At 68.1% G+C, this 13,590-nt stretch carries 11 protein-coding genes; 4 read left to right on the forward strand and 7 right to left on the reverse strand.

The genetic code is table 11. The features are described 5' to 3' along the window. Positions 1 to 12 precede the first annotated feature (12 nt). The 4 genes from tal to pgl are packed head-to-tail and all read left to right on the forward strand — an operon-like array spanning position 13 to position 4,461. A complete protein-coding gene (gene tal, locus ABZ906_RS13935; protein ID WP_361188373.1) occupies positions 13 to 1,131 on the forward strand; it encodes a transaldolase in 1,119 nt (372 codons plus the stop codon). Next, positions 1,128 to 2,660: a glucose-6-phosphate dehydrogenase gene (zwf, locus tag ABZ906_RS13940; protein ID WP_361188945.1), complete on the forward strand. Its 1,533-nt coding sequence runs from the start codon at positions 1,128 to 1,130 to the stop codon at positions 2,658 to 2,660. The genes tal and zwf overlap by 4 nt, the downstream gene beginning before the upstream one ends. Next, entirely contained in the window at positions 2,657 to 3,685 is a 1,029-nt protein-coding gene (gene opcA, locus ABZ906_RS13945; RefSeq protein ID WP_361188375.1) for a glucose-6-phosphate dehydrogenase assembly protein OpcA, read from the forward strand. Before zwf ends, opcA begins: the two co-directional genes overlap by 4 nt. Continuing rightward, positions 3,682 to 4,461, forward strand: a complete 780-nt coding sequence (gene pgl / locus ABZ906_RS13950; RefSeq protein ID WP_361188378.1) for a 6-phosphogluconolactonase — start codon at positions 3,682 to 3,684, stop codon at positions 4,459 to 4,461. The genes opcA and pgl overlap by 4 nt, the downstream gene beginning before the upstream one ends. A gap of 67 nt (positions 4,462 to 4,528) precedes the next feature. Here pgl and pgi read toward each other — a convergent pair whose 3' ends face one another. From pgi to ABZ906_RS13985, 7 genes are all read right to left on the reverse strand, one after another. Next, positions 4,529 to 6,181, reverse strand: a complete 1,653-nt coding sequence (gene pgi / locus ABZ906_RS13955) for a glucose-6-phosphate isomerase (protein ID WP_361188380.1) — start codon at positions 6,179 to 6,181, stop codon at positions 4,529 to 4,531. A gap of 179 nt (positions 6,182 to 6,360) precedes the next feature. Beyond that, positions 6,361 to 6,696: an RNA polymerase-binding protein RbpA gene (locus ABZ906_RS13960; protein WP_078077905.1), complete on the reverse strand. Its 336-nt coding sequence runs from the start codon at positions 6,694 to 6,696 to the stop codon at positions 6,361 to 6,363. A 192-nt stretch (positions 6,697 to 6,888) separates the two neighbouring features. Next, positions 6,889 to 7,119 carry a preprotein translocase subunit SecG gene (gene secG / locus ABZ906_RS13965; protein WP_135329442.1) on the reverse strand — a complete coding sequence of 77 codons (231 nt, stop codon included), beginning with the start codon at positions 7,117 to 7,119 and terminating at the stop codon, positions 6,889 to 6,891. A gap of 145 nt (positions 7,120 to 7,264) precedes the next feature. Then, positions 7,265 to 8,041, reverse strand: a complete 777-nt coding sequence (tpiA, locus tag ABZ906_RS13970; protein WP_361188383.1) for a triose-phosphate isomerase — start codon at positions 8,039 to 8,041, stop codon at positions 7,265 to 7,267. A 6-nt stretch (positions 8,042 to 8,047) separates the two neighbouring features. Then, a complete protein-coding gene (locus tag ABZ906_RS13975) occupies positions 8,048 to 9,259 on the reverse strand; it encodes a phosphoglycerate kinase (RefSeq protein WP_361381735.1) in 1,212 nt (403 codons plus the stop codon). Between the two features lie 106 nt (positions 9,260 to 9,365). After that, a complete protein-coding gene (gene gap / locus ABZ906_RS13980; protein ID WP_361188387.1) occupies positions 9,366 to 10,376 on the reverse strand; it encodes a type I glyceraldehyde-3-phosphate dehydrogenase in 1,011 nt (336 codons plus the stop codon). Between the two features lie 189 nt (positions 10,377 to 10,565). Then, entirely contained in the window at positions 10,566 to 13,547 is a 2,982-nt protein-coding gene (locus tag ABZ906_RS13985) for a M14 family zinc carboxypeptidase (RefSeq protein ID WP_361381738.1), read from the reverse strand. Positions 13,548 to 13,590 lie beyond the last annotated feature (43 nt).

The raw sequence follows: 13,590 nt of genomic DNA on the forward strand, positions 1-13,590 counted from the left end.
GATGTAATCCTCATGACAGACGCACTCAAGCGCCTTTCCGACGAAGGCGTCGCGATCTGGCTGGACGACCTGTCGCGCAAGCGGATCACGTCCGGCAACCTCGCCGAGCTGATCGACCAGAGCCACGTCGTGGGTGTCACGACCAACCCGTCGATCTTCCAGAAGGCCATCTCGCAGGGCGACGGTTACGACCAGCAGCTCAGTGACCTCGCCGCCCGCGCGGTCACGGTCGAAGAGGCCATCCGCATGATCACGACGGCGGACGTCCGTGACGCCGCCGACATCCTGCGCCCGGTCTTCGACGCGACGAACGGCCAGGACGGCCGCGTGTCGATCGAGGTCGACCCGCGCCAGGCGCACAACACCAAGGCGACGGTCGCCGAGGCCAAGCAGCTCGCCTGGCTGGTGGACCGCCCGAACGCGCTCATCAAGATCCCGGCGACGAAGGCGGGCCTGCCCGCGATCACCGAGGTCATCGGCAAGGGCATCAGCGTGAACGTGACGCTGATCTTCTCCCTCGAGCGCTACCGCGAGGTCATGGACGCGTACCTGGCGGGTCTGGAGAAGGCGAAGGCCGCGGGCCTGGACCTCTCGAAGATCCACTCGGTGGCGTCCTTCTTCGTGTCCCGCGTGGACACCGAGATCGACAAGCGCCTCGACGGCATCGGCACGGACGAGGCCAAGGCCCTCAAGGGCAAGGCCGCCCTGGCCAACGCCCGCCTGGCCTACGAGGCGTACGAGGAGGTCTTCTCCTCCGACCGCTGGGCCGCGCTCGACAAGGCGCAGGCCAACAAGCAGCGTCCGCTGTGGGCCTCGACCGGCGTCAAGGACCCGTCGTACAAGGACACCCTGTACGTCGACGAGCTCGTCGCGCCGAACACGGTGAACACGATGCCGGAGGCGACCCTGGAGGCCGTCGCCGACCACGGGCAGATCACCGGCAACACCATCGCCGGTACGTACGACACCGCGCGCAGCGAGATCGAGGCCATCGAGAAGATCGGCATCTCGTACGACGAGGTCGTCCAGCTGCTCGAGGACGAAGGCGTCGAGAAGTTCGAGGCCTCCTGGACCGACCTGCTCAAGTCGACCGAGGCGGAGCTCCAGCGCCTCGCTCCCTCGAAGGGCTGACCACTTTGTCAAGCAGCAATCCGCTGCGTGACGCCGCAGACCGACGGCTCCCGCGTATCGCGGGGCCGTCGGGCCTGGTCATCTTTGGCGTCACGGGCGATTTGTCCCGTAAAAAGTTGATGCCCGCCGTCTATGACCTCGCCAACCGGGGTCTCCTTCCGCCGGGCTTCTCGCTCATCGGCTTCGCCCGCCGCGACTGGGAGGACGAGGACTTCGCCCAGGTCGTCCACGACGCGGTCAAGCAGCACTCGCGTACGCCGTTCCGCGAGGAGGTCTGGCAGCAGCTCATCCAGGGGATGCGCTTCGTCCAGGGCAACTTCGACGACGACGCCGCGTTCGAGCAGCTCAAGGCCACCATCCAGGAGCTCGACAAGGCACAGGGCACGGGCGGCAACTTCGCCTTCTACCTCTCCGTGCCGCCGAAGTTCTTCCCGCAGGTCGTCCAGCAGCTCAAGAAGCACGAGCTCGCGGACGCCCCGCAGGGTTCCTGGCGCCGCGCGGTCATCGAAAAGCCCTTCGGACACGACCTGGCGTCCGCCAAGGAGCTCAACTCAATCGTGCACGAGGTGTTCGACCCGGACCAGGTGTTCCGGATCGACCACTACCTCGGCAAGGAGACCGTCCAGAACATCCTGGCGCTCCGCTTCGCCAACCAGATGTTCGAGCCGATCTGGAACCGGTCGTACGTGGACCACGTCCAGATCACGATGGCCGAGGACATCGGCATCGGCGGCCGCGCCGGTTACTACGACGGCATCGGCGCCGCCCGTGACGTCATCCAGAACCACCTCCTCCAGCTGATGGCGCTGACCGCGATGGAGGAGCCCGCCTCCTTCGACGCGAACGCCCTCGTGGCCGAGAAGGCGAAGGTCCTCGGCGCCGTGCGGCTGCCCAAGGACCTCGGCAAGAACACGGTCCGCGGGCAGTACGCCGCGGGGTGGCAGGGCGGCGAGAAGGCCGTCGGCTACCTCCAGGAAGAGGGCATCGACCCCAAGTCGAAGACCGACACCTACGCGGCCGTCAAGTTGGAGGTGGACAACCGCCGCTGGGCGGGCGTCCCGTTCTACCTGCGCACCGGCAAGCGTCTGGGCCGGCGCGTCACGGAGATCGCGGTCGTCTTCCAGCGCGCGCCCCACTCCCCCTTCGACCACACGGCGACGGAGGAACTGGGCCAGAACGCGATCGTCATCCGCGTCCAGCCCGACGAGGGCATCACGGTCCGGTTCGGCTCCAAGGTGCCCGGCACCTCGATGGAGATCCGCGACGTGTCGATGGACTTCGCGTACGGCGAGTCCTTCACCGAGTCCAGCCCGGAGGCGTACGAGCGCCTGATCCTGGACGTCCTGCTCGGCGACGCCAACCTCTTCCCGCGCACGGAGGAGGTCGAGCTCTCCTGGAACATCCTCGACCCGATCGAGGAGTACTGGGACAAGCACGGCAAGCCCGCGCAGTACCCGTCCGGGACCTGGGGCCCGTCCGAGGCGGACGAAATGCTCGCACGAGACGGACGGAGCTGGCGTCGCCCATGAAGATCGACCTTACGGACACCACGTCCAGCAAGATCAACAAAGCGCTCGTCAAGGGCCGCAGGGCGATCGGCACCCCGGCCGTCGGCATGGTGCTCACCCTCGTCATCGTCACCGACGAGGAGAACGCCTACGACGCCCTGAAGGCCGCCAACGAAGCGTCCCGCGAGCACCCCTCGCGCACGCTGGTCGTCATCAAGCGCGCCGCGCGCTCCCCCCGCGACCGCACGACGTCGCGCCTCGACGCCGAGGTACGGGTCGGCGCGGACGCGGGCACCGGCGAGACGGTGGTCCTGCGTCTGTACGGCGAGGTCATCAACCACGCCCAGTCGGTCGTCCTGCCGCTGCTGCTTCCCGACGCCCCCGTGGTCGTGTGGTGGCCGGTCAACGCGCCGCTCAACCCGGCCAAGGACCCGCTCGGCGCGCTCGCCCAGCGCCGCGTCACGGACACCTACGCCGCCGAGCAGCCGATCCACGAGTTGACCGCGCGCGCCGAGGCCTACAGCCCCGGCGACACGGACCTGTCGTGGACCCGGATCACCCCGTGGCGCTCGATGCTCGCGGCCGCTCTCGACCAGGTCCACTGCAAGGTGACGTCGGTCGAGGTGGAGGGCGAGGAGTTCAACCCGAGCTGCGAGCTGCTCGGCATGTGGCTCGCGGACCGGCTCTCCGTCCCCGTGAAGCGCTCGCTCTCCGCGGGCCCCGGCCTGACCGGCGTACGCATGGACACCGACTGCGGTCCCATCGTGCTCGGCCGGGCGGACGGCTCGCTCGCCACGCTCTCCATCCAGGGGCAGCCCGACCGCGCGGTGGCGCTCAAGCGCCGCGAGACGGCCGAGCTGATCGCCGAGGAGCTGCGCCGTCTCGACCCGGACGACACCTACGCGTCCGCGCTGAAGTTCGGTGTGGACCGCCTGGGCGAGTCGGCGGAGGAGTCGACGGTTCCCGACGTGGACGAGCCCACAACGGCGGCCAAGAAGACGGCCCCGGCGAAGAAGACGGCGGCCAAGAAGGCGGCGGCGAAGTGACGGCCGCCCCGCAGCTGGTCGTCCACCGCGACAAGGAGCTGATGGCGCAGGCCGCGGCGGCCCGCCTCATCACGAAGATCGTCGACGCGCAGGCCGCCCGCGGCTTCGCGTCGGTGGTCCTCACCGGCGGCCGCAACGGCAACGGCCTGCTGTCGGCGCTGAGTTCGTCCGCGGCCAAGGACGCGATCGACTGGTCGCGTCTGGACCTGTGGTGGGGCGACGAGCGCTTCCTGCCGGACGGCGACCCGGAGCGCAACTACACCCAGGCCAAGGAGGCACTGCTCGACTCGGTGCCCCTGAACCCGGCCCGGGTGCATCCGATGCCCGCGTCGGACGGCGCGTACGAGGTGGACGCGGCGGCCGGGATGTACGCCGCCGAGCTCACCGCGGCCGCCGGGCCCGAGGACCACGGCCCGGTGCCGACGTTCGACGTACTGATGCTCGGCGTCGGCCCGGACACCCATGTCGCCTCGCTCTTCCCGGAGTTGCCCGCGGTCCGCGAGAGCGAGCGGACGGTGGTCGGCGTGCACGGCGCGCCCAAGCCGCCGCCCGTGCGCATCACGCTGACGCTTCCGGCGATCCGCTCGGCCCGCGAGGTGTGGCTGCTCGCGGCGGGCGAGGACAAGGCGAACGCCGCGGCGATCGCCCTGTCCGGCGCGGGCGAGGTACAGGCGCCCGCCGCGGGCGCGTACGGCAGGTCGCGGACGCTGTGGCTGCTCGATGCCGCCGCGGCCTCGAAGCTGCCGCGCGATCTGTATCCGCCGGCTTCTCCCTGACCGGTCCGCACGACAGTACGGCCCGGCCCGCCTCTCGGCGGACCGGGCCGTACTGCTTTTCAGCGGCTCAACGACCGCGCAGGGTGCGGTACTTCTCGACAAGAGCCGTCGTCGACCCGTCGAGGTCCGGCACGTCGGCGCCCTCGGTCAGGGCGGGCTCGATGCGCTTGGCGAGCACCTTGCCGAGCTCGACGCCCCACTGGTCGAAGGAGTCGATGTTCCACACGGCGCCCTGCACGAACACCTTGTGTTCGTAGAGCGCGATGAGTTGGCCGAGAACCGACGGCGTCAGCTCCTTGGCCAGGAGCGTCGTCGTCGGGTGGTTGCCCTTGAACGTCTTGTGCGCGACGAGTTCGTCCGGCACGCCCTCGGCCCGCACCTCGTCGGGCGTCTTGCCGAAGGCCAGCGCCTGCGTCTGAGCGAAGAAGTTGGCCATCAGGAGGTCGTGCTGGGCGACGAGACCCGGCAGCAGATCGGCGACCGGCTCGGCGAAGCCGATGAAGTCGGCCGGGATCAACTTCGTGCCCTGGTGGATGAGTTGGTAGTACGCGTGCTGCCCGTTGGTGCCCGGCGTGCCCCAGACCACCGGGCCCGTCTGCCAGTCGACCGGCTCGCCGTCCCGGTCGACGGACTTGCCGTTGGACTCCATGTCCAGCTGCTGGAGGTAGGCGGTGAACTTGGAGAGGTAGTGCGAGTACGGCAGGACCGCGTGCGACTGGGCGTCGTGGAAGTTGCCGTACCAGATGCCGAGGAGGCCGAGCAGCAGCGGCACGTTCGACTCGGCGGGCGCGGTGCGGAAGTGCTCGTCGACGAGGTGGAAGCCGCCGAGCATCTCGCGGAAGGCGTCCGGGCCGATGGCGATCATCAGCGAGAGGCCGATCGCCGAGTCGAAGGAGTAGCGTCCGCCGACCCAGTCCCAGAACTCGAACATGTTGGCCGTGTCGATGCCGAAGTCGGAGACCTTCTCGGCATTCGTCGACAGGGCCACGAAGTGCTTGGCGACCGCGCTCTGATCGGCGCGCAGCTCGGTCAGGAGCCAGTTGCGCGCCGAGGTCGCGTTCGTGATCGTCTCGATCGTGGTGAACGTCTTCGAGGCGATGATGAACAGCGTCTCGGCGGCGTCCAGGTCCCGCACGGCCTCGTGCAGGTCGGCGCCGTCGACGTTCGACACGAAGCGGACGGTCAGATCGCGGTCGGTGAAGGACCGGAGCGTCTCGTACGCCATGGCGGGGCCGAGGTCGGAGCCGCCGATACCGACGTTCACGATGTTCTTGATGCGCTTGCCGGTGTGACCGGTCCACTCCCCGGAGCGGACCTTGTCGGAGAAGGCGGCCATCTTGTCGAGCACGGCGTGCACGGCCGGCACCACGTTCTCGCCGTCCACCTCGACCACCGCGTCCCGCGGGGCGCGCAGCGCGGTGTGCAGGACGGCGCGGTCCTCGGTGGTGTTGATCTTCTCGCCGCGGAACATGGCGTCCCGCAGGCCGAAGACGTCGGTGGCCGCGGCGAGCTCGCGCAGGAGCCTCAGCGTCTCGTCGGTGACGAGGTGCTTGGAGTAGTCGACGTGCAGGTCGCCGACCTGGAGCGTGTACTGGGTGCCGCGCGCCGGGTCCTTCGCGAAAAGATCACGCAGCTGCACCTCCCCCAGCTGCTCCCGGTGCTTGCCGATCGCCGCCCATTCGGGCGTCTGGTTGAGCCTGGCGCGGCTTTCTGCGTTCATCTCGGACTTCAGCCTTCTCTCGTACCTGTGTACGTACCTTGCCCCGCTGCACGTTCCAACCTAATTGATCAGGGCCCGATATGAGATCTCTGAAGCTGTCTGTCCGCACACGTGCCGGTAAACGCCGCGTGAAAAGCACAGCGGCCGGACATCCAAGGATGTCCGGCCCTTCTCACGCTCTAGATCTCGCCCCGGAGTTTGGCCAGCGCTTCCGCGAGAATTGCCTCGCCGTCCGCGTCGCTGCGCCGCTCGCGCACGTATGCCAGATGCGTCTTGTACGGCTCGGTGCGGGGCGGGTCCGGCGGATTGTCCCGGTCCTGACCGGCCGGGAAGCCGCAGCGGGGGCAGTCCCAAGTATCGGGCACCTGCGCGTCGCTGGCGAAGCTGGGAACCGTCTCGTGCCCGTTGGAGCACCAGAAGGAGATGCGCAGACGCGGCGCGGACTCACCGCGCTCGGCCTCGCCCATCGGCCCCGCCCCGACCCGACTTCCTCGGATCGCGTTGCCACTTGCCACGGTCGTAACTCCCTGCGTGATGGTGCTGCTGCGGGCGCCTCAGTCTACGTAAGGCCCAACGCGCGTCCAGTGTTTGGAGTTACACCCCACCCAGAGACGCAAGCCCCATGATAATCCGCGCCGTGCGGCGCGCACCGTACATGGGGCTTTAAGCGAAGCTTTCGCAAGGTGGCAATCAAGCCGCTTTCGCGGTCAGTTGTTCACCTTCATCAACAGGCCGAGCACGACAATGCACGCGAACCAGAGAAGACCGACCACGACAGTGATGCGGTCGAGGTTGCGCTCGGCGACGGAAGAGCCGCCGACGGAGGACTGCATGCCGCCACCGAACATGTCGGAAAGACCGCCGCCCTTGCCCTTGTGCATCAGGACAAGAAGCATCATCAGCAGGCTGAAGACGATCAGGGCGATCGAGAACCCCATAACCACGGCTGGACCAACTTCCTCGGATCTGAATCGACTCTGTTGAAATCTGAATCGACTCTGTATCGACGACGGGGGCCGGATGCCTCGCTGAGCGAGTCGCCCGGCCCCCGCAAGGGTACGACGTATCGGCGCTACCGCATACTCACTGGTCGCGGAAGCGGACGATCTTGACGAACTCGTCCGGGTCGAGCGCGGCGCCGCCCACCAGGGCGCCGTCCACGTCGGGCTGCGCCATGATCGCGGCGACGTTGCCGGACTTCACGGAGCCGCCGTACTGGATGCGCACCTTGTCGGCGAGCTCCTGCGAGTACAGCTCGGCGAGGCGGCCGCGGATCGCTCCGCAGACCTCCTGGGCGTCCTCGGGGGTCGCGACCTTGCCGGTGCCGATGGCCCACACCGGCTCGTACGCGATGACGATGGTCTCGGCCTGCTCGGCGGGCAGGTCCTTCAGGCCGCCGTCGAGCTGGGCGAGGGTGTACTGGATCTGCTGGCCGGCCTCACGGATGTCGAGGCCCTCGCCGATGCAGAGGATGGGGGTCAGGCCGTGCTTGTAGGCGGCCTTCACCTTGGCGTTGCAGAGCTCGTCGCTCTCGGCGTGGTACTGACGGCGCTCGGAGTGGCCCACGGCCACGTACGTGCACTTCAGCTTGGAGAGCATCGGGCCCGAGATCTCGCCGGTGTAGGCACCGGAGTCGTGCGCCGAGATGTCCTGGGCGCCGTACTTGATCTTGAGCTTGTCGCCGTCGACCAGGGTCTGCACCGAACGCAGGTCGGTGAAGGGGGGCAGGACGGCGACCTCGACGGCCTCGTAGTCCTTGTCGGCGAGGGCGAAGGCGAGCTTCTGGACGTGGGCGATGGCCTCGAGGTGGTTGAGGTTCATCTTCCAGTTGCCCGCCATCAGCGGGGTGCGCGTAGTCATCAGGTGTCAGTTCTCCAGTGCGGCGAGGCCGGGGAGCGTCTTGCCCTCGAGGTATTCGAGGGAGGCGCCGCCGCCGGTGGAAATGTGGCCGAATGCGTTCTCGTCGAAGCCTAGGTTGCGGACGGCTGCGGCGGAGTCACCGCCCCCGACCACGGTGAAGCCGTCGCAGTTGAGCAAAGCTCGCGCAACGGCGGCCGTGCCCCCGGCGTAGTCGGGGTGCTCGGCGACGCCGACCGGGCCGTTCCAAAATACGGTCTCGGCGTCGGCGATCTTCTCGGCGAAGAGCTCACGGCTCTTGGGGCCGATGTCCAGGCCCTCCATGTCCGAGGGGATCTGGTCCGCGTCCACGGTCCTGAAGTCGGCCGGGGCCTTGGTCTTCAGGTCCGGGAACTCCGTGGAGACCAGCACGTCGACCGGCAGCACGAGCTCGACGCCGTTCTTCTCGGCGCGCTCCATGTACTCCTTGACGACCGGGACCTGGTCCTCCTGGAGGAGGGAGATGCCGACCTCGTGGCCCCGGGCCTTGAGGAAGGTGTACGCCATGCCGCCGCCGATCAGCAGACGGTCGGCCTTGCCGAGCAGCTCGTCGATGACGGCGAGCTTGTCGGAGACCTTGGCGCCGCCGAGGATGACCGTGTACGGGCGCTTGACGTCCTCGGTGAGCTTCTTCAGGACGCCGACCTCGGTGGCGATGAGGTATCCGGCGTAGTGCGGCAGGCGCGCCGGGAGGTCGAACACGGAGGCGTGCTTGCGGTGCACGGCGCCGAAGCCGTCGCCCACGTACACGTCGGCGAGGGCGGCGAGCTTGTCGGCGAACTCGCCGCGCTCGGTGTCGTCCTTGCTGGTCTCGCCCGCGTTGAAGCGGAGGTTCTCGATGACGGCGACCTGGCCGGGCTCGAGACCGTCCACCGCGTCGTGTGCGGCGGGGCCGACGGTGTCCTGTGCGAACGCCACGGGCTTGCCGAGGAGTTCACCGAGGCGCTCGGCGGCGGGCAGCAGCGAGAACTGCGGGTCCGGGGCGCCCTTGGGGCGGCCGAGGTGCGAGGCGACGATCACCTTGGCGCCCGCCTCGGCGAGCTTGGTGACGGTCGGCAGGACGGCGCGGATGCGGCCGTCGTCGGTGATGGTGCCGTCGGCGAGCGGCACGTTGAGGTCGGCGCGGACGAAGACCCGCTTGCCTTCGACCCCTTCGGCGAGAAGTTCGTCAATCGTCTTCATGACTGGTCCAGGACTCCTTTAGAGGGCTGACGTGCAACAAGGCCCGGACCACGCAGTATTGCGCGGTCCGGACCCTGTGCTCACATCGAGGTGCCTGCTCTGCTGATCAGAGCTGACCGCCGACGAAGACCGTGAGGTCGACGAGGCGGTTGGAGTAGCCCCACTCGTTGTCGTACCAGCCGAGGATCTTCACCGTCTTGCCTTCCTGGACCATGGTCAGGGAGGAGTCGAAGGTGCAGGAGGCCGGGTCGCTGACGATGTCGGACGACACGATCGGGTCCTCGGTGTAGAAGAGGATGCCCTTGAGGGCGCCGTCGTCGGCGGCCTTCTTGAACGCGGCGTTGACCTCGTCCTTGGTGACCTCGCGCTGCAGGTCGACGACGAGGTCGGTGGCGGAGCCGGTCGGGACCGGGACGCGCATCGCGATGCCGTCGAGCTTGCCCTTGAGCTGCGGGAGGACCAGAGCGGTGGCCTTGGCGGCACCGGTCGTGGTCGGAATGATGTTCTCGGCGGCGGCGCGGGCGCGGCGCAGGTCCGAGTGCGGGAAGTCCAGGATGCGCTGGTCGTTCGTGTACGCGTGGACCGTCGTCATCAGGCCCTTGACGATGCCGAAGTTCTCGTCGAGAACCTTCGCCATCGGCGCCACACAGTTGGTGGTGCAGGACGCGTTCGAGATGACGTGGTGGTTGGCCGCGTCGTACTTGTCCTGGTTGACGCCCATCACGATGGTGATGTCCTCGTCCTTGGCCGGAGCCGAGATGAGGACCTTCTTCGCGCCACCGGCGATGTGCTTCTCGGCGTCGGCCTTCTTGGTGAAGATGCCGGTCGACTCGATCACGATGTCGACGCCCAGCTGACCCCACGGGATGTCGGCGGGGTTGCGCTCGGACAGCACCTTGATGGTGTGGTTGTCGACCGTGATGGTGTCCTCGGTGTGCGACACCTCGGCCTTGAGACGGCCCAGGATGGTGTCGTACTTCAGGAGGTGCGCCGTAGTCGCGGTGTCACCCAGGTCGTTGACAGCCACGATCTCGATGTCCGCACCCTGCTCAAGCAGCGCTCGGAAGTAATTGCGCCCGATGCGGCCGAAGCCGTTGATGCCTACGCGGATCGTCACGAACCGATCTCCTCGTTGGTACGCCGGTTTCAGACGCCGGCGAGATGTATGGGATGTCCCCGACCGCCTCCGACCCTACCTCTCTGATGGCCTTTGGGTGACATCGACAGGGGGTCCGAAGAGCACGGTGGCCCGTACCCCCGAGTAGGAAGTACGAGCCACCGCGAACAGGCTCTTGATTACGCAGCGTCAGCGGCGCAGATGTGCAAGGGAGGCGCCCATAAGAGCGGCCCGTTCGGCACTTCCGGGCACATGCTCGAACCCGAAGCCGAGCAGCACGCTGTCACGCGCTGTGACGGCCGCATAGGGCTTGTAGAGCTCCCCTGTACGGGCCCAGTCACCCGTGATGTTGGGGCTTCCGGGGGGCGCCGGAGCGACCGCCCAGGTGCCGAGCGAGGTCTCGAATCCCTCGGTCTCCGTGGCGTTGCCCCCTATCACGAGCTGCGCGTTGTCGGCAAACAATCCGCGGCCCCCGCTGGAGGGGTCGGTGATGGCGCTGAGGGACACCTCGATCGTCTTGCCCGCGTAGGGGCTCAGGTCGAAGGCGACGGGCTTCCAGCCGCCGGAGGATCCGGTGAAGCTGTTCCAGGCGCCGCTGGTGCCCGACGCCGTGCAGCCGGTCGCCGACTGCGTCAGGTAGTGCCGCAGGAACGGGTGGCCGTTGATGAAGAACCCGGCTCCGCACTCGGCGGGCACGGCGCTGGACGAGTTCCCGTTGTTGTCCGGCAGCGTGGTCCAGTCGTCGGCGCCGGTGGTGTGTGCCTCCAGGACGCCGTGGTCGTAGCCGGTCTCGAGGTTCCAGTTGAGCGCGAACCGCAGTTGCGGCTGGTCCGCGGCCGTGACGCCGGTCAGGTCGATGGTGCGGGTCAGGCGCTTCCAGTCCTGGTCGGCGTGGGTCGCCGATGCCATGCCCTGGCCGGCGAAGGGCGCGTACGGATTGGTGATGCCGGGGTAGCTGCCTGCCGCCGCGCTCTTGAACTGCGGGAACTCGTCCGCGGGCAGGGTGTCGGACGTGACGGTGTAACGGCCCGCCTTGTCCAGAGGGTTGCCCTCGGCCGCCGCCAGCGGCGTCTTGACGCCGTCGAGCGCGCCGCTGCCCTCGAAGCTGGTGGCGCCGGGCGCGGACAGACGTTCGTACGCGCCCAGGTAGTACTGCGCGAAGTCGTCGGAGAGCGCCTCGCCGAGGTCGACGTTGCCGCCGGTGCGCTCGCCGGACTCGATCAGCTTGCCGCCCTCGTTGAGGTAGGCGCGCAGGGCGAGCTGGGTGGGTGCGCCGGGCACCGGGTCGCCGGTGTAGTGCACGACCGCGGAGAAGTGGGACAGGACGCCGAGCGGGTGCGGGACGCCCTGCTTGGCGACGTCCCAGACCACGGCCGAACGCCCGTTGGCCTTGAGGGCGTCGACGTACTTCTGGGCCTGGGTCGCGGGTGCTCCCTCTTCGGCGACGACGAGGGTGTTCGCCTTGGCCCGCTCGGTGACGGTGTAGGTGAAGTGCGGGCTCTCGGTGCGCCCCTTCTTGTTGCGGCCGGTGAACCACACCTCGACCTTGTCGCCGACACGCGCGTCCTCGACCTCGGCGCGGTACTGGTCGAAGTGGAGGTTGTCCTCACCGCCGTACGTCTCGCCGCCCTTCCAGGCCTTGACGTCCTCATCGTGCGTACGGCCGCCGTTGATGCGGTAGTTGAGCTCCTTGTCGCGCACCGACTTGCGGGCGGTGACGGCGACTTCCTGGTCCCCTCCGCGTGCGTACGACTGCGTGAAGGAGTCCGGCGTGAAGTCGGGGGCCTCGATGCCGGTGACGGAGACCGGCTGGTCGGGGTGGAGCGCTGTCTCGGCGACGGCGAGCGCGAACGGGACGTTCTTCGCGAATTCCTGCTGGATCAGCTTCTCGTCGTCCGGGAAGGTGAAGATGGAGGCGCAGTCCTCGGGCTTCCAGGCGTCGTTCGGGTCGACGTTCGAGGCCGTCTGGCAGGTGGACATCTCCGGCGTGAACATCGATATGCCGTTGACGTTGCCCGCGTGGCCGTCCGCCTCGCCGTTGGTGGTGTAGAGCTCCGAGGAGACCTGCGGGTGATAGCCGGGGACGGCGGGCTTCTCGGGGGTGCCGTTCAGCGCCTTGTAGAGGATGTCGTCCGGGCTCGGCGTGGCGACCTGCCAGCCGATTCCGTAGAGGAGCAGTTCGGCCGCCGAGTGGTAGTTGATCCCGTACGTGAAGCCGATGCGCTTCTGGAAGCGGTCGAGCGCCTTGGTCTCGGGCTCGGACATGGGGCCGGTGCCGCGGTAGGTCTCCGAGGAGGCCTCCGGGGACGAGCCCTCGTTGTCGTAGCCCCACTTGTAGGCGAAGTTGCGGTTGAGGTCGACGCCGTCGCCCGCCGCGATCTTGCCGTCGCCGTCGATGTCGCGAAGGTTCTTGCGCCACTGGCGCTCGCCGTCGGCGGCGTGCGTGAAGTCGTAGCCGTCGGGGTTGGCGGAGAGCACGAACCACAGCTCGGTGGAGTTCACGAGCTTGGTGATGCGCTGGTCCTTGCCGTAGTTGTCGAGGTAGTGGTGCATCAGGCGGCGGGTCATCTCGGGGGTGATCCACTCGCGCGCGTGCTGGTTCGACATGTAGAGCGTGGACGGCTTGGAGCCGTCCTTGGACTTGCTCGCGTTCTTGGAGAGCTTCAGGGCGAGGATGTCCTGGCCCTTGAGGGTCTTGCCGATGGAGACGACCTTGGTGAGGCCCGGGTGGGCCTGACCGGTCTTGACTATCTCCTCCTTGAGGCCCCCCTTGCCGCTGTACGGCCTGAAGACACCGTCCCCCGCGGCCTTGAGCTTCTGCTGCGTGGCGGCGGAGACCTTCTGCTCGGTGAGTTCGACGCCCTCGCGCTCGACGCCCTTGGCCTGCGCCTTCGTCAGATAGACCTCGACGCGGGCGGTCCCGCGCTCGGGGGCCTGCCCCGCGAGTTCGTGGGCGTCCTGGCCCGCCTGGACCAGGATCGGGATCTGCTTTTTGGTGACCTCGGCCTGGTAGACCTTCACGGCCGCCGGATCATCGGCGGCCGGGGCCTTCTCCCCGCTGTCGGCCTGCGCGTGCGGTACGGCGACGAGTCCGCCGACGAGTAACGCGCCCGCGGCGACGACCGATCTGAAACCGGCTCTGGATCTCCTGGATCTCGCTCTGCGTCTCATGAGCCCCCCTTGCGGTTGTCCGGCGCATTTGTGCGCGAACGCC

It is taken from the genome of Streptomyces sp. NPDC046925 (assembly GCF_040644915.1).
GTDB lineage: Bacteria > Actinomycetota > Actinomycetes > Streptomycetales > Streptomycetaceae > Streptomyces.

Bases quoted from the DNA above. Each gene is read 5' to 3' on its own strand.
- secG (WP_135329442.1), bottom strand. From the start codon at position 7,119: ATGGGGTTCTCGATCGCCCTGATCGTCTTCAGCCTGCTGATGATGCTT.
- tpiA (WP_361188383.1), bottom strand. From the start codon at position 8,041: ATGACTACGCGCACCCCGCTGATGGCGGGCAACTGGAAGATGAACCTC.
- pgi (WP_361188380.1), bottom strand. From the start codon at position 6,181: ATGAACGCAGAAAGCCGCGCCAGGCTCAACCAGACGCCCGAATGGGCG.
- ABZ906_RS13985 (WP_361381738.1), bottom strand. From the start codon at position 13,547: ATGAGACGCAGAGCGAGATCCAGGAGATCCAGAGCCGGTTTCAGATCG.
- ABZ906_RS13975 (WP_361381735.1), bottom strand. From the start codon at position 9,259: ATGAAGACGATTGACGAACTTCTCGCCGAAGGGGTCGAAGGCAAGCGG.
- opcA (WP_361188375.1), top strand. From the start codon at position 2,657: ATGAAGATCGACCTTACGGACACCACGTCCAGCAAGATCAACAAAGCG.
- tal (WP_361188373.1), top strand. From the start codon at position 13: ATGACAGACGCACTCAAGCGCCTTTCCGACGAAGGCGTCGCGATCTGG.